The organism is Bradyrhizobium cenepequi, assembly GCF_020329485.1.
Lineage (GTDB): Bacteria > Pseudomonadota > Alphaproteobacteria > Rhizobiales > Xanthobacteraceae > Bradyrhizobium > Bradyrhizobium cenepequi.
This window is the reverse complement of the sequence record NZ_JAGKJI010000022.1, coordinates 156,567-177,219: the sequence shown is the minus strand read 5'-3', so window position 1 is coordinate 177,219 and position 20,653 is coordinate 156,567. Positions and strand designations below refer to the sequence as shown.

The 20,653-nt window shown below is 62.6% G+C and carries 16 protein-coding genes; 5 read left to right on the top strand and 11 right to left on the bottom strand.

Features of this window, described 5'->3' with window-relative positions:
* Positions 1-32 precede the first annotated feature (32 nt).
* Positions 33-896, top strand: coding sequence for an alpha/beta fold hydrolase (locus J6497_RS22900; RefSeq protein WP_225706533.1), 864 nt, complete (start codon positions 33-35; stop codon positions 894-896).
* A 23-nt stretch (positions 897-919) separates the two neighbouring features.
* Here J6497_RS22900 and J6497_RS22895 read toward each other — a convergent pair whose 3' ends face one another.
* Positions 920-2,272 (bottom strand): ferredoxin reductase family protein, encoded by a 1,353-nt coding sequence (locus J6497_RS22895; protein WP_225706532.1) that lies wholly within the window; start codon positions 2,270-2,272, stop codon positions 920-922.
* 223 nt (positions 2,273-2,495) lie between these two features.
* On the opposite strand from J6497_RS22895, the gene J6497_RS22890 reads away from it, so the two are divergent.
* Positions 2,496-2,900, top strand: coding sequence for an Hsp20/alpha crystallin family protein (locus J6497_RS22890; protein ID WP_225706531.1), 405 nt, complete (start codon positions 2,496-2,498; stop codon positions 2,898-2,900).
* A 9-nt stretch (positions 2,901-2,909) separates the two neighbouring features.
* Complete coding sequence (lon, locus tag J6497_RS22885; RefSeq protein ID WP_225706530.1) at positions 2,910-5,303, top strand: endopeptidase La; 2,394 nt, start codon at positions 2,910-2,912, stop codon at positions 5,301-5,303.
* Positions 5,304-5,343: 40 nt separating this feature from the next.
* Here lon and J6497_RS22880 read toward each other — a convergent pair whose 3' ends face one another.
* The 5 genes from J6497_RS22880 to J6497_RS22860 all read right to left on the bottom strand — a co-directional run bounded on the left by J6497_RS22880 (position 5,344) and on the right by J6497_RS22860 (position 10,134).
* A complete protein-coding gene (locus tag J6497_RS22880; RefSeq protein WP_225706529.1) occupies positions 5,344-5,676 on the bottom strand; it encodes a c-type cytochrome in 333 nt (110 codons plus the stop codon).
* Between the two features lie 9 nt (positions 5,677-5,685).
* Positions 5,686-6,879 carry a molybdopterin-dependent oxidoreductase gene (locus J6497_RS22875; protein ID WP_225706544.1) on the bottom strand — a complete coding sequence of 398 codons (1,194 nt, stop codon included), beginning with the start codon at positions 6,877-6,879 and terminating at the stop codon, positions 5,686-5,688.
* A gap of 251 nt (positions 6,880-7,130) precedes the next feature.
* Positions 7,131-7,625, bottom strand: coding sequence for a YciE/YciF ferroxidase family protein (locus J6497_RS22870; protein WP_225706528.1), 495 nt, complete (start codon positions 7,623-7,625; stop codon positions 7,131-7,133).
* Positions 7,626-7,743: 118 nt separating this feature from the next.
* Entirely contained in the window at positions 7,744-8,487 is a 744-nt protein-coding gene (locus J6497_RS22865) for a Crp/Fnr family transcriptional regulator (RefSeq protein WP_225706527.1), read from the bottom strand.
* Positions 8,488-10,134, bottom strand: coding sequence for a chemotaxis protein CheB (locus J6497_RS22860; RefSeq protein ID WP_225706526.1), 1,647 nt, complete (start codon positions 10,132-10,134; stop codon positions 8,488-8,490).
* A gap of 359 nt (positions 10,135-10,493) precedes the next feature.
* Between J6497_RS22860 and J6497_RS22855 the strand changes: the two genes are divergently transcribed.
* Complete coding sequence (locus tag J6497_RS22855) at positions 10,494-10,910, top strand: response regulator (RefSeq protein WP_225706525.1); 417 nt, start codon at positions 10,494-10,496, stop codon at positions 10,908-10,910.
* 769 nt (positions 10,911-11,679) lie between these two features.
* On the opposite strand, the gene acpA is transcribed toward J6497_RS22855, so the two are convergent.
* On the bottom strand, positions 11,680-13,476 hold the full coding sequence (gene acpA / locus J6497_RS22850) for an acid phosphatase (RefSeq protein ID WP_225706524.1): 1,797 nt from the start codon (positions 13,474-13,476) through the stop codon (positions 11,680-11,682).
* Between the two features lie 439 nt (positions 13,477-13,915).
* Between acpA and J6497_RS22845 the strand changes: the two genes are divergently transcribed.
* Positions 13,916-15,190, top strand: a complete 1,275-nt coding sequence (locus tag J6497_RS22845) for a cytochrome c peroxidase (RefSeq protein WP_225706523.1) — start codon at positions 13,916-13,918, stop codon at positions 15,188-15,190.
* Positions 15,191-15,195: 5 nt separating this feature from the next.
* On the opposite strand, the gene J6497_RS22840 is transcribed toward J6497_RS22845, so the two are convergent.
* The 4 genes from J6497_RS22840 to J6497_RS22825 all read right to left on the bottom strand — a co-directional run bounded on the left by J6497_RS22840 (position 15,196) and on the right by J6497_RS22825 (position 20,501).
* Positions 15,196-15,867 carry a hypothetical protein gene (locus tag J6497_RS22840; RefSeq protein WP_225706522.1) on the bottom strand — a complete coding sequence of 224 codons (672 nt, stop codon included), beginning with the start codon at positions 15,865-15,867 and terminating at the stop codon, positions 15,196-15,198.
* 107 nt (positions 15,868-15,974) lie between these two features.
* Positions 15,975-18,077: a phospholipase C gene (locus tag J6497_RS22835; protein WP_225706521.1), complete on the bottom strand. Its 2,103-nt coding sequence runs from the start codon at positions 18,075-18,077 to the stop codon at positions 15,975-15,977.
* 259 nt (positions 18,078-18,336) lie between these two features.
* Complete coding sequence (locus tag J6497_RS22830; protein ID WP_225706520.1) at positions 18,337-19,713, bottom strand: cytochrome c peroxidase; 1,377 nt, start codon at positions 19,711-19,713, stop codon at positions 18,337-18,339.
* Entirely contained in the window at positions 19,710-20,501 is a 792-nt protein-coding gene (locus tag J6497_RS22825; RefSeq protein ID WP_225706519.1) for an EfeM/EfeO family lipoprotein, read from the bottom strand. Before J6497_RS22825 ends, J6497_RS22830 begins: the two co-directional genes overlap by 4 nt.
* Positions 20,502-20,653: the final 152 nt, after the last annotated feature.

Below are 20,653 nucleotides of genomic sequence, written 5' to 3'. Positions count from 1 at the left end.
GGCCGGACAGCGTCGACGGCAAGGAAGGCGACATGGCGCGAACAATCCAATGGAAGCACGGAAGCATTGAAGTCACGCTCGGTCTCGATGGGGCCGGCCAGGGCGGCTCTGTTGTCCTTCTGCCGGCCTTGAGCTCGATCTCGACGCGTCAGGAGATGCGCCCTCTGCTTGATCGGCTGTCCTCCCGCTTCCATGTCACAGCCGTCGATTGGCCTGGCTTCGGCGACTTGGCGCGCCCCTCCGCGGACTGGTCACCCGACATGCTCTCGGCATTCCTCGACTGGTTCCTGACCGGGATCATCTCGCCGCCCCACATCGTTATCGCAGCCGGACATGCGGCGACCTACGCGCTGCATCAGGCGGCTAGCCGTCACGGCACCATTGAACGTCTCATATTGATCGCGCCGACCTGGCGCGGGCCGTTGCCGACCATGATGGATGGTGCGCGCCCCTGGTTCGCCCGCGTGCGCGCGGCGATCGATCAGCCTGTGATCGGCCCGCCGCTCTACCGGCTCAATGTCAGCCGCTTCGTGATCTCGAGGATGGCGAGCGGGCATGTCTACAGTGATCCCGATTGGCTGACCGGCGATCGCCTCGCCGCAAAGCTTGCCGTCACGCAAGCGAAAGGCGCCCGCTATGGCTCGGTACGCTTCGTGACCGGCGCGCTCGACCGCGTCGATAGCCGCGCGGCGTTCCTTGATCTGGCGCGTCGCGCGAACGTTCCGATCCTCGTGATCTACGGCGCCGGGACGCCGCCGAAGTCGCGCGCGGAGATCGAGGCCCTCACTGAACTGCCGAACGTGCAGATCAGGCGATTGCCAAAGGGCAAACTCGCCGTCCACGAGGAGCTGCCCGATGCCGTCGCCGACGAAATTCTGGCGACCATGCCAGGGTGATTTAGCGCCCGATCATGTTCCGCTCATCGCATCGCGAACAGTTCCTGGTGGAAGCGATCCTTGACCGGGAAACCGCGCACGGCGAAGTCACGTTTCAGCGCCTCGCCGAAACCAGGCGGCCCGCAGAACCAGATGCTCGCCTCGCGCCATAGCGGCACCTGCTCGCGTATGCGTTCGCCTGTCAGGTGTCCGTCGCGGGCATCGATCAGAATATGCAGGAGAACATCGGCGGACCTGGCATCGGCCGCCAGCTTGCCGAGCGCTTCCTCGTCGACATCGGCGGTGGTGTGGAAGAGATCGATGGTTTGCCCCTCGGGCCAGTCGGGGGTCTCTTTCTGCAGCGCCATGTGTTTCATGCGCGCGACAAAAGGTGTGATGCCGATCCCGCCGCCGATCCAGATCTGGTGCGGACAGTCATCGTCGAACGTGAAGCAGCCATACGGCCCCTCAAGCTTCACCTCTTGCCCTATCCTGAGCTTGTGGCGCAGGCGGCTGGTGTGGTCGCCGAGCTCCTTGGTGATGAAGGTTATGTTCGGCTGTTCGGCGTGCCAGCCGGAGGCGATGGTGTAAGGATGCGCGCCTTCCGAGGCGTCCGATGTGGCGAAGGCGAACTGGCCCGGCTTGTGGCCGGGCCAACCGCAGGGCACCGCGATCTCGGTTTCGAGTGCCCTCACGCCCGGATAATATTGCAGCGAGGTGATCTTGCCTTTGACCTGCCGCCCGGCGCCCGCGCGCCGCAACAGGACAAGGATGGCGGCGTAGGTCCCGCAGGCTAGCAGCACCGTCATCACCGATCCGAGCGGCGATATCCAGTGGCTGAACTTGATCAACACGACCGCGTGAAAGACCAGCACCAGATAGACGACGCCGAGCAGCCGATGGGTCTTGTAGAACAGCCGGTAGGGGAAATACCGGATCAAGGCCAGCGCGATCAGCAGCACGGCGGCATAGAAGGCCCATTCGCCCACGCCCTCCGCCGTGCCGCGCAAGCTCGCGAGATACGCCTCGAGGGGATTGTCGATGATGGGCCTTGGCCCGCGCGCCGGCCGCTGCATCAGGCCCCAGCCGACGGCCCATTTCGGGCCCTCGGCCCAGAGCCAATGGATAATGCCGACGACGAGCGCGCCGATGCCAAGCCATTTGTGCAGCCGATACATCTTGTCGAGGCCGCCCAGCCAACGCTCCGGCCAGCGTGGCCGCAGCGCCAGGATCATCGCCACGCTCATGCATCCGATCGCCACGACGCCGCTGAGCTGCACCATCCTGTCGCGAAGCGCAAAGAACGTGGCTGACTGGGATACGGACGGCTCCGCGAGCAGCCACAGCAGAACCAAGGCCGCCAGCATGCCCCAAAATGCGCGTTTGAGGTTCTGCATGCGGCCTTCCTGTGAGATGATTTCGATACAAATTAAAGATTACAACCAAATGGCCCATCGCTGCATTGAGCTGGCTCAAGGCCGCCCGCGACGGCCTGGATAGACGACGCTGCGGTTCCAGGTCGTTGGCCAAGTCATAGCTCGGCATTGTGCCTGTGCAAGCGGTGCGCTTTCGAGGTAGGTTTGCGGCAGGCGGCGAATTTTACTGGAGGCGGAACGACAAATGCCGACAAAAGATCCGGTCAACTGGATGTTGTCTGAAGCGATCGAATCGCTCGCGCGCGCCGAACGGCTGCATCAAAGATTGTTCAGCCTGCAGCCGGGTAGCCCGCGCGAGCCCAATTGGGAGCCTCCGATCGACGTGCTGGAGACCGATCGGGAATTGTTGATCTTCGTGGCGCTGCCCGGCGTCGATCCCGATCAGGTGGTGGCGATCATCGAGAACGGCGTGCTGATCATCAGGGGGCAACGGATATTGCCTGACGAGCTGCGCGACGCGCTGATCCACCGGCTCGAGTTGCCGCAAGGCCGGTTCGAGCGCCGCATTGCGCTGCCGGCCGGACGCTACGCCGTCAGCCGGAGCGCCCAAAATGGATGCGTCGTGTTGCGCCTGTCGAAATCCGTGTGAGAAGTTATGATGTCGCCTGACAATCAAAATCCCGCTTCGGCGACAGCCGGTGCGAAAGCGGAATCGGTCGCGATCCCCTCGGATGCGCTGATCATCGTCCCCGTCCGCAACATCGTGCTGTTTCCGGCCGTGATCGCTCCGGTCACGATCGCCCGCGCCAAGTCGATCGCCGCCGCGCAACAGGCGCTGCGCGAACAGCGTCCGATTGGAGTCCTGCTGCAGCGACACGCCGAGATCGAGGATCCAGGTCCTGATGACCTGCACCGCGTCTGCACGATCGCCAACATCGTCAGGTACATCACCGCGCCCGACGGAACCCATCACATCGTCTGCCAGGGAGTGCAGCGCGCCCGCATTCTTGATTTCCTGCCCGGCACGCCATTCCTCGCAGCGCGGGTGCTTCATATTCCGGAGCCGACAACGACGTCGCCCGAGATCGAGGCGCGTTCCATGAATCTGCAGAGGCAGGCGATCGAGGCTGTGCAGCTCCTGCCGCAGGCGCCGCCCGAGCTGGTCGGCGCCTTCCAGGCAACCACGGCTCCCGGCGCGCTCGCCGACCTCACGGCGTCCTATATGGACATCAAGCCGCAGGAAAAGCAGGAGATCCTCGAGACCATCGACGTCGCCTCCAGGATGGAGAAGGTTTCTCGCTATCTGGCCGAACGGCTGGAAGTGCTGCGGCTGAGCAACGAGATCGGCCAGAAAACCAAGGCGGCCCTTGACGAGCGCCAGCGCGAAGTGCTGCTCCGCGAGCAGATGGCCACTATCCAGCGCCAGCTCGGCGAAGGCGAAGGCAAGGCGCAGGAAGTCGCCGAACTGAGCGCGGCCATCGACAAGGCGAAGATGCCGCCCGAGGCCGAGAGCCAGGCGCGCAAGGAGCTGCGCCGCTACGAGCGGATGCCCGAGGCCGCCGCCGAGGGCGGCATGGTTCGCAGCTATCTCGACTGGCTGATCGATCTGCCCTGGGCGCTGCCGGAAGAAAAGCCGATCGATATCCGCGAAGCCAGGCGCATCCTCGATGAGGATCATTTCGGGCTGGAGAAGATCAAGGCCCGGATCATCGAATATCTCGCGGTCCGCAAGCTGGCGCCGCATGGCAAGGCGCCGATCCTGTGCTTCGTCGGACCGCCCGGCGTCGGCAAGACCTCACTCGGACAGTCGATCGCACGCGCCATGGACCGGCCGTTCGTGCGCGTCAGCCTTGGCGGCGTGCACGACGAAGCGGAAATCCGGGGGCATCGCCGCACCTATATCGGCGCCCTGCCCGGCAACATCATCCAGGGCATCAAGAAAGCCGGCTCTCGCGCCTGCGTCATGATGCTGGACGAGATCGACAAGATGGGTCGCGGCATCCAGGGCGATCCGTCGGCGGCAATGCTCGAGGTGCTCGATCCCGAGCAGAATTCGACCTTCCGCGACAACTATCTCGGCGTGCCCTTCGATCTTTCGCGCGTCGCCTTCATCGCGACCGCGAACATGCTCGATACGATTCCGGGACCGTTGCAGGACCGGATGGAGATCATCAGCCTGCCGGGCTACACCGAGGATGAAAAGCTCGAGATCGCGCGGCGCTATCTGGTGCGCCGCCAGCTCGAGGCCAACGGCCTGAAGCCGGACCAGGCCACAATCGAAGACGAGGCGCTGCGGTCGATCATCAAGGGCTATACGCGCGAAGCCGGTGTCCGTTCGCTCGAGCGGGAAATCGGCAAGGCACTGCGCTATGCCGCGGTGCAGATCGCGGAAGGCAGCTCAAGCAAAGTGACGATCGGCGCAAGGGATCTTGTGATCGTGCTCGGCCAGCCGCGTTTCGAAGGCGAGATCGCCTTGCGCACCAGCGTGCCAGGCGTTGCGACCGGGCTCGCATGGACCCCGGTCGGTGGCGACATTCTTTTCATCGAAGCGACCCGCGTGCCCGGCAAGGGCGGGCTGATCCTCACCGGCCAGCTCGGCGACGTCATGCGCGAAAGCGCGCAGGCGGCATTGACGCTGGTGAAGAGCCGCGCCTCGCAGCTCGGGATCGATCCGTCCGTCTTCGAGAAAAGCGACATCCATGTCCATGTGCCCGCCGGCGCCACGCCGAAGGATGGCCCGAGCGCCGGCGTCGCCATGTTCACCGCGCTGTCCTCGCTGTTCACCAATCGCACAGTGAGGCACGACACCGCCATGACCGGAGAGATATCGCTCCGCGGCCTGGTGCTGCCGGTCGGCGGCATCAAGGAGAAAGTCGTCGCGGCAGCGGCCGCTGGCCTGACCCGGGTGATGCTGCCGGCGCGCAACCGACGCGACTTCGACGACATTCCGCAAGGCGCGCGCGAGAAGCTGGAGTTTATCTGGCTGGAGCGCGTCGACGATGCGATTGCACAGGCGTTGGAGCAGGCGAAGCAGCCGGCCGCGGCACAGTAGAAGGTTCGATCAAGAACGCGGTTTCCCGCGCGCTTGACCCTCAGTCCTTGCCCTTGGTTTTCATGAGATAGCTGACAATCGCAGGCACATCCGCCTCGTTGATCGGCGCCTTGTAGGTGTTGATCATCTTGTGCACCTCGGCTTCCCATGTCGCCTTGGGCAGCGGCGGCTGGTTCAGCACCATGTCCGGCGAATGGCAGGCGAGGCAATTATTATTGATCGCATCGGCGCTGGCGCCGCCGGGAAACAGCGCGTCGCCTGCCGGCAGCTCCACCGTCGTCGATTTGATCGTAGGCAGATCCTGAACCCGGGCCGGTGTCGAGGACAACAGCACGCTTCCAAAACCGCCGATCACAAACAGTCTTTTCAGCATAGCCCGCTCCTAGACTGCCTTGACTTGCACGGTCTCGATGACATTGAGCATGAAGCCGCTGGTGTTCCAGTTCGGTGTGTCCGGCTGGACCTCGCCTGAGGAATTCGTGCAGCGCACCATCAGCGCGTGATCGCCTTTGTCGGCAAGGGCAAGGTCCGTCTGCCACTGGCGGAAACCGTACTTGCCAAAATCATCGCCGAGCCTGGTCGGCTGCCATGACTTGCCGCCGTCGCTGGAGACCTCGACCTTGGCGACACCGGCGTCGCCGCCAAAGGCGATTCCGCGAACGGGCACGCGTGTGCCGGCAGCGAACGACGCGCCATCAGCGATATTGGTGAAGAAGGAGCGCGGCACCATCCGGTTGATCGGCACCATCTTCACGCCGGTCTGGCCTGGCGCGATACTCGCATGCGGGGTGTCGGGAATCGTATAGGCGACCGCCATCCAGTAATTGTCGTCCACCTTGTCGAGCACTTCGATGTCGCTCAGCATCTTGACCCAATAGGTGGAGTACCATCCCGGCACGATCAGGCGCAGCGGGAAGCCATTGAGCAGCGGCAGTTGCTCGCCATTCATGGCGTAGGCGATCATCACTTCGCCGTCGCGGGCATGGTCGATCGCAAGCGACTTCCGGAAGGTCGGCGCTTCCGGTACGACCGGTTCGTCCAATCCCCTGAAACGGACCTGTACGGCGCCGGCCTTGATGCCGGCGCGGTCCAGCACGTCCTTCAGCCGCACGCCGGTCCATTTGGCGTTGCCCATCGCGCCATGCCCCCATTGCGCGCCGGGCACGCGCGGAGCGAAGAGGCCGCGCGAATTGCCGGAGCATTGATTGACCGCCGCCAGCTCCACCCGCGGCAGGTCGCCTATCATGTCCGGTATCGACAGCGACAGCGTCCGATCGACATGGCCGCGCACGGCGAGGCGGAAGGTGTTCACGTCGACCGAATTCGGGATCTCGGCCCAGTGCCAGCGCACGTAGAACTGCTCGTTCGGCGTGAAGACACCGCGGTCGAACACTTCCATCGGCGTTTCCAATAGTGGCGGCCGCACCCGCTGCAGGATCATGTCGCCTTTTTGCGGAAAAGCATGCGTGACCGGCCGTTCCCGCGGCCCGCTGGCAAACGGCAATTTGACGAGTTCGTCGGCGAGGGCTGGCGAGACCGCAAGCGACAGGCCGGTAGCTCCAACGTTCCGAAGCATCGCGCGGCGCGACAGACCTCGAGTGGCGGCGGCGTGACCGCGATGCAGGTTGGTCAGCGAGTGGCTGAACGGGCCTTCCTTGTCGTCGCGCATCGGAGCTTCCTCCTCCGGCAAGGCGGCCCTGAACCCATCAGCACCGCCCATCACAAATCCGAACACCATCGTAGCCAGACTAATGTCGACCGGCACCTGGGTATTTCGAATTTGCCCGCTACCGAGCCAGCGCGCGAACCGTGCAAGGCCGCGACCGATCAGGCCGCCAGCGCGTCCTGGTTGATTTCACCCTTGGCAAGCACCGTCAGCAATTCGTCCGCCCGCCGTTCCTCCTCGAGCGCGCCGTGCAGCAGCCGCTGGTCCTCCCGAAGATCGAGCTGACCCGCAAGTGCGGCCGCGCTTCCATAGGCCGCGATCTCGTAGTGCTCGAGCTTCTGCGCGGAGGCGATCAGACCGGCGTCGCGAACATTGTCGTCCTTCAGGATTGCGCACATCTTCTCGGTCTCATGGATCAGCGCCTGCATGGCCTGATCCGTATGTCGCTCGGCGCCGGCGCCATGCTTCTGCAGGATCGCCTCCAACCGCTCCTCCTGTACGACGGTTTCTCGCTGGTGCCGCTCCAGCGCGGCCCTTAGCGAAGGATGTGAGGCCACTTTGGCCATGCGCAGCAATGCCTCGCCGAGCTGTTGCTCGACGCTGACGAGTTCCTGCAATTCGGCAAGGTACATGTCCTTGAAGCTTTTGATTTGCATGGTGGTACCCTTTCGCTTTCCGAACGGGCCGTCCAGCCTGCCGCCGCGGCCCTCAAGCTGACCACTCAACAAAGGGAACCAGTCGGCGGTTCCTAAGGCAGGATGCGGGCGGCGCGGCTCACGCCCGATAGAGATGGAGATAATGCGGCGAGAACAGCGCCGCACTCTTGAGCGCTTCGAGGTGGATGATCGTCAGCGTCCGTTCCCGCAGCAGGATCAGGCCGGAGCTGCGCAGTTCCTGCAGTGTGCGGTTGAGATGGACCACCGACAGGCCGGTCGCGTCGGCCAAGTCCGTCTGGGTCACTGGAAGGCTGCAGGACGTACCATCGATCAGGCCGACCGGCCGCAGCCGCTCGAAGATCTCGCATAGCAGATGGGCGACGCGCTCGAGCGCCAGCCGGCGGCCAAGATTGATCGCCCATTCGCGCTGGATCGCGCCCTTCAGCAGCGTCTCGCACCAGAACGCCTCTGCGAGCGAACGGTCCTGCGCGATCAGCGCTTCGAATTGCGCGCGCTTCACCGTGGCATAGACCACCGGCGTCAGCGTCGCGATCGAATGATCCATCACTGACAGAAGATAGCCGTAGGCATCACAGGTTTCGCCCGGCAGGACAAAATTAACGATCTGGCGCCTTCCGTCCTCCAGCGTCTTGTAGCGGCACAGCCAGCCCGACAGGATGATCCGCACGCTGTTGACCGGATCGCCCTCGCGGATCACGTCCTCACCGGTGCCGACGTGCTGCATGCCTTCGCGTATCGTCCGTTCGAGCGAGGCGACACCTTCGTCCGACAAGCGCCGCAACGCATTGAGTCGCCGGATCACCGGCTGTGCCAGGCTTCCCTCGACGGGTGTGTGACGCATTTAACTGCCCACCACTGGGGTGTGAATGGTCCGCCGGCTCAAAGGAATGCTGATGGTGCAGTGAAGGCCGCCGGCATTGAACATCATCGTGCTCTGCCCTTTGAGTTCGAACGCCAGCGTCCGCTCCAGCAGTTCGGTGCCAAAGCCTTTGCGCGGCGGCGCCGTGACGGGCGGGCCGTTCCGCTCGCACCAGTCGAAAACCAGTCGCGGCGGATCAACCGCCTCGTCGATCCGCCAGTTGATCTCGATGCGCCCGGAGGGCTGGCTCAGCGCCCCATATTTGAGCGCATTGGTCGCAAGTTCGTGGACGGCGAGCGCGAAGGTTTCCGCGGCCTTTGCCCGGAAACGCAGGCGCGGGCCGGAAACGTACAAGTGCTCGCCTTCGCGCGCAGTATAGCCCAGCAGCTCCTCGATGACGAGATATTCGAGATCGACGCTACCCTCGGGATCGCGCATTACCATCGCCTGGGTGCGCGCGAATGCATTCAGGCGGCCGTCGAGATGGGCGGCATATTCCTCGACGCTCGAGCTGGTTTCGGCAGAGCGGCGCGCGATCGAGCGGACGACGCCGAGCGTGTTGCGGACCCGATGCTGAAGTTCGGCGAGCAGCTGCCGCTCCTCCGCGCGGATGATCGCGGTGACGTCATCCACGACGCGGACCGGCCCGTCCTTGAACAGCACGACGAAATTGCGGCGACCGCCGACATCGTCCTGGATGGACTCGACGGTGATGTCGACCACGATGCGATGACCGTTCACGCCGAGTTGCACCTGCTCGGCATGCACGGCCTTGTTGGTTTCCGCCGCCCGGCTGAACGCCGTCCGTAATGCCAGTCGGAGATCGCGATGCACGAGACCGAAGAGGTCGAGCGTCGCGGCATCGCCGGTCGGCTCGACATAGCGGTCGGTGCGGCCGGAAAAATGCAGGACCTGGAAGTTCTCGTCAGTGACCACGTAGGCCGGCGCGTAGCGCTCGGCGACGCGCTGCGCGCGGCGCTCGAGCCTTACGTCGGGCCCCAGCGAGCGCACTTGGGGCAGACGGCGGGCATAGACCTGGATGTGCTCGGGAATTTCCTCGGGCGGCAGCACGACATCGGCGATCGCGGCCGCATTGTTGCCGTCGGCAAGCTGAGCGGCATGGCCGTTGGTGGCCCGTCCGGCGATGGCCAGCCCGCCGCGGTCCTTAAGGGTCGCGGCGCCCAACGTCCCGTCATCGCCGGTCCCGGCAAGGACGACCCCGATCGCCTCCTCGGCGCGCTCCTCCGCGAGCGATACCAGGAAGCTGTCGATGGTGGCACGTTCGCCCGGCACCTGCTCGGCCTTGCGGACCGCAAGGCGACCACCCTGGATCGTGGTGATCCCGTCCGTGGGGCAGAGATAAATCGTGCCGCCCTCGATCGCGGCGCCGTCCTGGACTTCGGAAAGCCGGGTGCCTTCCGGCCGCTGCAGCATCGCGCGCAGCCGTCCTTCGTCCAACGCCTCGCGGTGCTGCAACGCCAACACGATAGTCTGGTCGGAACTCAGCGTCAGCTTCGAGAAGAACCGCTCGATACTGTCGATCGCGCTGGCGGACGCGCCGACGCCGATGATCAACGGTGGCTTGGCCCGACGCCCGCCCTGCGCTGGTTGCGATCCGGGTTCACTCATGCGGCGGCGGCTCTCGTTGTTGGGTCGGGGCCTGATTCAGCTACGCCAAGCATGCGCATAGCAGAATTTCACACTATCCCCAACAGAGATTGCGGCGAAACAGCCTGGGCGTACGATCATTTCGCCTGGCTCAACGCAGCCCCGCCGCTAAAGCAGCATGGAGGCGCAGATCGCGCAGCAGTGGTCTGGAATCCACGATTGGAGATGTCTGGGATGCGGAGCGCAATGAATCGCGCCGCAGGCAAGTCCACCGGCAACCCGCTTAAGATCATCGTTCAGCGGCGCCGTTGCTCCGGCTGAGCCAATGATGACGACAATATCACGGTTACCCATGGAACCTGCCATCATCTGGTATGTTTATGACAACGAGGTTTCGTCTCACATTCCTGACTTCAACAGAGAATTCAGACGGGACGCCGCCTCCTCGTCGCCGAAGACATTTCCTCGCCGACGACATCGCGCGGGCATGCCGGGCTCTCGGTGCCGAGATCGAAGGTCCGGTCGGCGAGGTCGAAGATGCGCTGGTCATCCTGAATGGATTGCGGGCGGTCGACGGCACAGTGCTCGACCTTAACCTCAGAAGCGCTTCGATATTCCCTGTCGCGCGTGCATTGCAGTCCCGCGGCACCCCTTTCGTGTTCGCGACCGGTTATGACAGAACTGCGATCGAACCCGAATTTGAGGGCATCCCATTGTGGGAGAAGCCGCTCGACATCGAGGCCATGACGCGCGAGCTGTGCGGGCTGATGGCGCGCCCCCTCACCATGAGGGTCTAGTGTCGCCCGCGGTGGGACGAATTAACCCGAGCGATTTCAAGGTGATTTGCCCCGTCCAGTCCTCGCGCGAAAAACATTCCGCTTCCGTCGTCGGGCAAATCAGTGATTTAACTCCGCGCGTCTCATCCAAATGAGGGGCGGCTCGCGATCGTCACGAACGTGCGGTGAGATGCGGTGGACGCGGGTGTTGCGACTGACGAGCGTGGCACTCGCGGACGGCGAAGTCGTGTGATTCTGGCGCCCCGACGCTGGCGCTAAGTTTTTTGCGCGAACAAGTTTGCGCGAGAGATGACGGTGGCAAGAAAGCCCGGTCACCGGGAAGAGCACGAAGTAAGCCGTAAAACCACTGCGCAGGGAAAGCCGGTGTTGCTCCGGTTGACCTGTGGTCCTATCCCCGTGCTTTTTGTTGCACGGGGCCCACGGGTGCAACCGGCACCCGGCTTTCCCTGCGCCCTCTGCTATCGAGGAGGGCGGAAAGTGACGCAAAGCTCGGACGCAACGCGCCGCGAGAATGCGGACTCACATCCCCTCCGCTGTTTGAAATTTGAATCCGAACCCCACCCCACGTCGTCCCGGCCTTGAGCCGGGACCCATAACCACAGGGAGTTGTTGTGGCGCGAGCAGGCGGTTGCAGCGGAGCACACGCAAAGGCCTGTGGTTATGGGTCCCCGCCTTCGCGGCGGGGTGTGAGAGGATCCGTCTCGCCTGCAGAGCCTGCATCAACCGGCCCGCACCTGATGGAGATGCGGGCTCGCCTTGTCGCCTATCCTCAATGACGACCGGAATCGCCGGCGTTGAGCGCCACTGCGAGGTCGCGCACCGACCGGGTCACGAGCGGGTCGAGGTCGAAGCGCTTCTCAAGCAGCTTGAGGATCGAGGTCGTGTCGTAATCCTCGTGAGCGACGCCCGACTTCTCAAAACGCTTGGAGATCAGGAGCGCCGGAACGCGGGTGCCCGGCCCCCACTGGTCGGCGGCCTTCGCCTCATCGCCGTGACGATTGTGGGGCGGCGGTGGCACGTGATCCCACTGGCCGCCGAACTCGTCATAGGTGATGATGATGAGGGTGTCCTTGCCATCCGGTCCCTCGGTGATCGCCTTGACCAGGTCAACCAGATGCTGGCTGCCTTCGGCTTCGCTGGCGTAACCAGGGTGCTCGTTCTCTTCGCCGATCGGCTTGATGAAGCTGACATCCTTCAGCCTGCCGCTCTTCGCCGCCTGGATGAACTCCGCCTCATCCTTCAGATGGTCCTTGCGGGCCTTCGTCCCCGGCGCATAGTTGGCGAAGTAGTTGAACGCCTGATGGTGGAACTGGAAGTCCACGTCGGCGCAGTTGGGAAAGACTGCGGTCGGCAGATGGTTCGGATCGGCGCAGGTGGTGCCGTTTCCGTTGGTCCAGCCGGAAGCGCCGACGTCACCATTGGCGTTCGACCACCCGCCCGAATACCAGGCCCAGTCGACGCGCTTGGCCGACAGCCGATCGCCGATGTTGGGCGTGTTGAGCGGCGGCAGACGCCGGGCATCTGCCGTACCCGGCGAATAGGGCTGATAGAACGGCTGGGTGGTGTTGACGGCATAGTCGCCGCAGGCGAGCCCGGTCGGCAGGCCAGCCTGGTTGCACTTGGCCGTCAGTGGCGCATCCTTCACCGTGGAGAGCGGGGTGTAGAGCGGCGTGCTGGTTGGCATGCCGTTGGCGTCGACGATGGAGTGCAGATCATTGGCACTGCCGTCGTTCGGCGCGCCGACGAACTGCGGCGCGGCAGCCGCGACGAGGAACTGGTGGTTGAGGAACGAACCGCCGAAAGCGCCCTGGAAGAAGCTGTCGGCGATGACGTAATTCGGCGCGCCGCGATCGTGCAGATAGCGATAGATCGGCAGCTTCTTGGTGTCGTAGTAGCCCATCACGAGACCCGACGCATCGCTGCCGGTCACGTAGCGGTTCTGCCGGCCGCCGTTGATTTGATACTGCTCGCTGTAGAAGCGATGCACGATGTCTTCCGTGCAGCCGCCGGGCAAGCCGGCGCCGTTGAGGAAGCCGTGGGCCGCGAACGCGCCGATCGGCTTCGGGCATGTGGTTGCCGAAGTCGGAATGAAATCGTTGATTTCGAACGGCTTGTTCTTGAAGGCGCTGAGGATGGCGACCGAGCTTCCATTGTCGGTGCAGCTCGTCGGCAGCGGCGAAGGAGAGATCAGGTTGACGTCATTCTGCAAGAGGCAGGTGTAGACCGTCTTGTTGTCCTGGCGGACCTGCAGCGTATGCGGCTGATCGGCATCGGAGACGCCGTCGATCCTGTCACGGCCAACGTCGCCCCAGTGGCCGTAAAGGTTATCGAAGCTGTGATTCTCCTGGTAGATGACCACGATGTGCTTGTACGCCTTCAAGAGATCGTCCCGATCATGATGACCATGATCATGGCCATGATTCCTGAAGTCCTGCCGCTCGTCCCTGATGTCGTGCTTGAACTGATCGATGATCCTTTCGACCAGATTCTCGGCATTAGCTACGGGCGAGGCAGCGATCGCACCGACAGCCAATGTGAACGCGGGAATGGCTCCCCAAAGCCGCATGGTTATCTCCCCTGAGAGCAAAGATGGAATGGAAACAAGGTGAGGCTATCTGCCCCACATTTCGATCCGATGACTGTTTTCCGACAATGCAGGACTCGCGCACACGTGCCGCCATTCTTAGACAGATGTCGATATGTGATCTGCCATCTGAGCGTCATCAAACCGACGACAAGTGTCGTCTATCCAATCCAGCTGCGGTCTCGCCAACAGGGACGTTGTCATCTGCGCGACATCTGCTGTTCACAGGCCGCTCAATTGGGTTGTTGCAGGGGCTGTTGTCGTGATGACCAGGGACATTCTTGCGTGCCGCTCGCGCCGAACTGGCGCAGCTGCCGCGGATCGCACCGCTTCGTCCGTCTTGATTGTACTGATCGCGCTTGTTGCAGCGTTCGTCCCCTTGCAGACAGAGGCATTTCCATTAGGCGGGGATCAGACCGTCTTGCCGACCGGGACCGAATTTTCCGAGGAGGCGCTGGCGAAGCCGCGTGAACTATTCCACTCGGAAGCCGTGGGCGGGCACAAATCCTACCTGGTCAATCTTGGCGATCTCGCATTCAACTCGCCTTCAATCCTGGGCGGCAAGGCGCGGCAGGCGGAAATGAGCTGCGGCACCTGTCATATCAACGGAGCGTCGAATCCGAAGCTGTTCGTTCCCGGCGCCTCCTCGCGGCCCGGCACCTTCGACACCACCAGCCTGATGTTCAATCCGAAGGCATTCAACAGCATTCTCGATCCGGTCCGGATCCCCAGCTTGCGCGGCGCGCGCTTTCTGGCGCCTTATGGGCATGACGGCCGCATGACCTCGCTGCGCGACTTCATATATAATGTCATCGTCAACGAGTTTGACGGCCCCCGGCCCAGCGATGCCGTCCTGGACGGCCTGGTCGCCTACATCAACGATATCGATTTTCTCCCGAATCCCAGACTTTCGCCTGGCGGCATGCTTACGACGCAGGCGAGTAACGCCGAGCGCCGCGGCGAGCAACTGTTCTTCAAGCCGTTCCCGCACCAGCCGCAACTGAGCTGCGCCACCTGTCATCTTCCAACCGGCGTCTTCACCGACCAGACCCGCCACGACGTCGGCTCAGGCGGCCTGGTGAAGACGCCGGCCTTGCTCAACGCCAATTTCAACGCGCCCTACTTCCACGATGGCCGGTACGACACTTATGAAGAAGTGGTTGGACATTTCGACCGCGTATTCGATCTCGGTCTGTCGTCGCAGGACACGCAGGATCTCGTCGCCTACCTGACAGCGGTCGGCGATGGTGACCGCCCCTTCGACAAAGATGGCGTGGCGATCCGCATGAAGGAAGTGCGAGAGTTGGCGAGCGTGCTGGAATTGGCCATCCCCGCCGCTGATACAGCCGTGGTCTCGCTGGCCGTCACGGGCGTAGGCGCTGAGCTACGCGAACTGACCGAGCACATTCCGGATATCAGGTATGCTTCGGTCGGCGGCCAGGAAGAGCGGCTTGCGGCGCGTACCGCCGTCAAGGACCTGGTTCTCAGCCTGCGCCGGATTGATCTTGCGGTCGCTGCCAGCCGTCTCGACGAGGCCATGGCCGAATACGAGAACTTCTCGATGCTCGCGACCTTCGACGTACCCGTCGCGTTGAAAAAGGCGGAGCCGTGGTCGCTGTTCAACGCCAACGTCCACCAGTCGCACTACGCTGCGCTTGGACGGATGCTGCAATCGACAGTCAGGCAATCGCAGTGATCCGCTCACTCCGAGGCAGGCGGAGCGACCCATACGTCGCTCTGCCTGATGCGATCGATCAGCGCCCGCGGATCGAATTTGCGCGAGCCGGGCGGAATTTCGAACGCTTGCGGCGGCTGCGGCTCGTCTCGGATGTTCTCGACGACAATCACCGCGCCGTCCGTGGTCCTGATCTGCAGCGGAAACTTCCGCTCGCGGTCGACCCAGCCGACAAAGCTGGTGCCGGAAGCCGCGGCGATACGATAGATGTCCGCCTTGCGCCCGCCTATCGTATCCTCTCCGTCGCGCTCGCAGCGCCACTTGTCGGGATCCACCGGCGCCGCCAGCGACGCCGCCACCTGCCATTGCCGGCAGGGCTCGTCGGGATCAACCGGGACAAACATCTGCGTGATCGGAGTTGATTGCCTTGCCTCCATGAACACCTTCGCGCGCGGACGCACGAAAGTGGCCGCAGGCTTCGTGCCATCGACTAGAAAGAAGCCATCGGCAAAACCGGTTGTCTCGATCCTCACCTTGCCTTCAGACACGCGCAAGCCTCCCACCCGCACGGCCTTTTCACCGCGCATCGCGACAAGATCGGCGGAAAATTGCTGCGCCGCGGCTGAAACATCGGCAAACGCCGAAGCGACCAAGGCAAGCAGGGTTGCTCTCAGGCTTTTGGTCCCCAACGCAATCATCCGGTCTCGATCCATCGGCCAACCTCAGCCCAGTGCAAAAATTATGGTGGTGCCGACCGGACCATTGGCTCGATCGGCACCATCCTTCGTTCGGGAACGCTGTTCAGTTACTCGGTATAGGACAGCGTAACGGGCTTGCTGAAGTCGAACGCATCGAACATGTCAGCCAGCGCGGGGCTGTTGGTCGGCACATATTCGTTGTTCCGCGAATATGTCGGGTTCGGCAGGTTGTCCCGGCTGCGGTTCGTCAGCGGCTGCAGGCCCCAGTTGCGTTCGATGAACTTGAGCAGCGAAACGTGGTCGCCGTAGTTGTGGTAGATCTTGCCGCCCGTCGAATAGGGCGACAGGATCAGGATCGGCATCCGCGGTCCATCGCCGAAGAAATCGATCGACTGGATGTAGCCCGAGTCCCAATAACCGCCTGCTTCGTCAAAGGTGACGAACACCGCGGTCTCCGCCTTGAGTTCCGGATTGTTGTCCAGCGCGTTCAGGACGTTCAGGACATAGGCCTCGAACAGATCGACCTTCGAGCTTTGCGGATGACCGTCGAGCAAGCCGTCCGGCTTGCCGAACGACACCGAAGGCAGGGCGTTGTTCTGGATCGCCGTGATCAGATCGGCGGTGTCCTTGATGTGAGCCTGACGCACGGTCGGATTGGCCATGATCGAGGTCGCATACTGGAACGGATTGCAGATCTGGCAATAGGCCACGCCGAGCGCGTGAGCGGGATCGGCAAGCGCAGCCGCATTGAGATCCGGCTTTGTCGGATTGGCGGCAATCGCGGCGTTCGAAAGCGCCACGGCGTCATTATAGGCACCACCGTAGAAGGCCCAGGAGATCTTCTTCTCGATCAAGGCATCGCCGATGGTCCGCACCGACGACGGCGGCAGGTTGTTTCCGCCGGCCAGCGCACCGTTCGGCAGATAGCCCGGATTGGTGTTGTTGAGCATATAGTAGTGGTTGGGCTTGCAGTTCGGCTCGGCCGCATACGGCAGATTGTTCAGATAGGTCACGATCGGCTTGACGCCGGGGTTCGCGACGTCCGAACAGTCGCTGAAGTTGCCATCAACAGTGTAGCGGTTCACCGTTCCGGACACCGGATTGGGGTTTGCGATCTGGTTTGCAGGCGGCGTGGTCGGATTACCCTTGCCGTCACTCCAGAAGCCAGCGTCGCCGGTGCCGAGCATGAAGTGGTTGGCACCGGTGCCGCCGTGGAACGACTGATGGAAGTTGTCGCCGAGGGTGAAGCGGTCAGCCAGCATTTTCAGTATCGGAGCCTGGCCCTGCTGGGCATTGTAGAAGCCCATCGAGTTGGCCATGCTCTTGTTGGAAGCCGAGTACGTCGCCATCACGAACGGGAACAGGTCGCTCAAGCAGCCGGAGTTGTTGGCTTTCGTCGCGCTGGCGGCGCTGCAATCCTCCTGCTGCCAGTCCTGATAGAACCGATGCGTGGTGTCACCGGTGTAGTCGTCGTCGCTGATCTGCTCGCCCTGCAGCGGAAATGGTCCGGTCAGATGGCCGGCGCCGGGAACGCGGATGTCAAGAACGCCAGTCGGCAGGCCGCTGAAGCCGGTTGTGAGGATGCCCAGATCGCTCGGGTCCATGTCCTTCTCGACACTGGCCTCGGCGATCGTCTTGAACGGAGGCGACGTATCGCTTTGCGCGGTGGGCGTGCCTGCCGTGTTCGGCTGCGGCATCGAATTGGTTGCGCTATAGGGCGACTTCGCGATCGTCGGAGCGCCGATGTAGAAAGAAGACTGCGCGGCGACCGAGTATTGCTGGGCTTGCGCGAAATTCGGGCCCGGCGAGCCGTCCTCGGTGACGATACCCTTCGACAGCAGGTTGGAGATCGTCTGTCCCCTGCCCTTCGGCTTGTACACACCGAACGTGTGATCGAGCCCGCGGTTTTCGCCGATCAGGATGATGACGTGCTTGATTGGCGAGGCGGTCTTCACTTTGTCGCCGTGATCATTGTCATCGTGGTCACCATGGTGGCCATTGTTGTCGTGATCGTTGTCACCGTGGTGACCGTTCCCATCGTGATCGTTGCCGTGATTGTCATGGGCGAAACGATTGTGGTGCGGGCGCTTGTCCCAATCACTTCGGCCGCCGGGATAGTGAGCAGCATAGGCAGCGGTTGCGACAGCGACTGTTGAAATGACGCAAAGTGCCGTGGTGGTTCGCCAGTTCTTCTTATGATTGAAAGTCATTATCGACTCCAAGGGTTGTGGTTGGCGACACATCGTCTAATGTGGCAACATGACGCACACTTATCGTTGCTGTGAAAGCGCGCGAGAAATTTTGACTCGTTCAAAAAAATTCTCTGTGTTGCATCTGCTGCAGCGATGCATCGCGACCGATGCCATTCGCATCGCACGACAAAGCAGAACGATTTTTTGAAAATGATGCGCGCGATGCAATCGCGCGAGAATTTTCTGCGGACGCGAATTAGCGCCTCTCAGCAATCGCCTAGTGAGACAGATGTTTCGACTGCATCACTTGGCGCAGCGCTGCATAGTGCTGGTCATGCACATCCTGATTGAACAGCGACCATGGTTCAGCACCCGCCAGCAATGCAGGGACAGCCGCGGCCATGAGATAGCGATAGTTCCTGAACTCAGTCGCGGCGTCAGTGCTGCGGCCTTCGGCTACGGCGATATCGATTCGACGTAGCATGAGAACGAGTTCCTTGAGACTGTTGCGCGCCAGGACGCGCTGCCGCTCGCCGCCTGACAAGCTGGTGTTCTTTCGATCGGGATATCGCTCAGTGAGCTCACGCAACTCCTGGCCGATGGTGTCGACGGCAAGCGCGACGATCGCCTTGTCGCCCGAGGGAATTGCGGTCGCGAGCACCAGATTGAAGTCATTGATTTCCTTCAGCGTCGCGCCGGCGCCGTCGCGCTCATAGGGCTGCACACCATCTCCGATCGCGGTGAGATAGGCCACGAGATCGCGCTTGTCCTGCGCCGACAGGCCAAGGTCGAATGTGCGGTCGAAATGATCGACGACCTGATCAAAGCTGTCGAAGCGACCATCGTGAAAATAGGGTGCGTTGAAGTCCGCGTTGCGCAGGGTCGGCGTCTTGAACAGACCGCCGGAGCCAACGTCATGCTGCTGGTGGTCGACAAAGGCAGCGGACGGAACATGACAACCGGCGCAGCTCAAGCCGGGATCATGCGGGAACGGCCTGGAGAACAGGGCCTCGCCGCGACGTTCGGATTCGCTGACACTGCCAACCAGCCGACCGCCTGGACCGAGGCTAGGGTTGGGCAGGAAGTCGATGTCCTGAACATAGGCGACTATCGCATCAATGATCGCAGGCGACGGCTCGGGCCCGGCGAACTCGTTCACGATGACGTTGCGGATGAAGTCGCGCAGCGACGCCGACCGCCCGTCGCTGCCGTAGGGCGCGAGATAGCGCGCACCGCGCAGGCTCGGAATCCTCACGGGATCGAGCACGAGGTTGTTCGCCTTCGGATTGAACAGGGGACCGGTGACGTCGAAATTTCCGGGCCGCGTCGACATCTTCGGCATGAAGAACTTGGCGTTACCGACGCCGTTGACGTGGCAGGTGCCGCAGCTCACGCCAGCTTGACGCGCGACGTCGCCAAGGATCGCCGGCGAATTGAATGCGAGGTCGCCGAGGTTGACCAGATACGATTTCGCGCCAACGCGTTCGGATTGGAACACCTCGCGCGGTTTGTCGAGCGCATCCTCGTTCAGCTCGGTCTTTGTCGGCAGGACAGTCTGATTGCCATCGACAGGAAAAGCCAGCGCCCGTCCGAGCGACGCGACGGCAAGCAAACCGGACGCAAGCGCCGCCAGCCGTAACCAAGGCGAGATCATCGCACCTGGGCCTCCAGCGTCGGCCGTTGCAGTCCAAGCTTTGCCGAAGCCGTCTGCAGCGCCACCACCAGTTCCTCGCTGGCTTGGCGCAGCCTCGGGATATCGACATGCGGCAGGTCTGGCGCCGCGACAATCGCTTCAAGCAGCTCGATTCTGGTCGTCACCATTTCATCAAGCTTGCCGTCCGCGGTGTTGAGGGGCGCCGAGAAAATCGTGTGGTAGGCAAAATCGATACCGGCGACGTTGTTGCGCATGTCATCGAGCGAGGTGCCGCTGATGCGAGATTCGCCGCCATCGGCCTTGCTTTCCCCGACCTCGTAAGCGAGCCGCGCTGTACCATCCAGCAATCCCTGCGGCGTGAGCTGTATGTCCTTGAGCTTGACGTGCAGATTGCTCAGATGCTCCACCAACGCGGCGGCATCTTTGTCGACGTCGGTCTGGCCCGCGCCGAACAATTTCGCTTCGATGGCGTGGAACCCGCTGTCGGCGTTTGGCCAGGCGTCGATCCTCGCGTCAAGCTCAGGCACGAAGCCGGTCGTGAAGACTTCCGAGCGCTCCCAGCCGGCGCGAGCCGAAATCCAGGCTTTCTTCGCGCCCGCGAGATCCCCTGCTGCAGCCCTTTCACGCAGTGCTTGGGCACCCGCCAGCGCGCTGCCAATGCCTTCGATCATGTAAGGCCGATAGCGTTCGGCGCCTTCGTCAAGGACTCCGGCGTCTGCGGAACGCACGCCGCCCAACATCACCAGCAAAGCAAGGCATGTCGCCACTCGCATTTTGTTCACCGTCATTCGCGCATCAGCTATCGGTCGCAGCGACAGGAAATATTGTCAGCTTCCTATGCGGTTTTGTGACAGACTGACTGCACGTTGCGGTTTTCTGTTCTCTGGACTTTTTTCGACGATCACATTCCCGAAAGGCCACGTCGTACTTATGCTGGCTG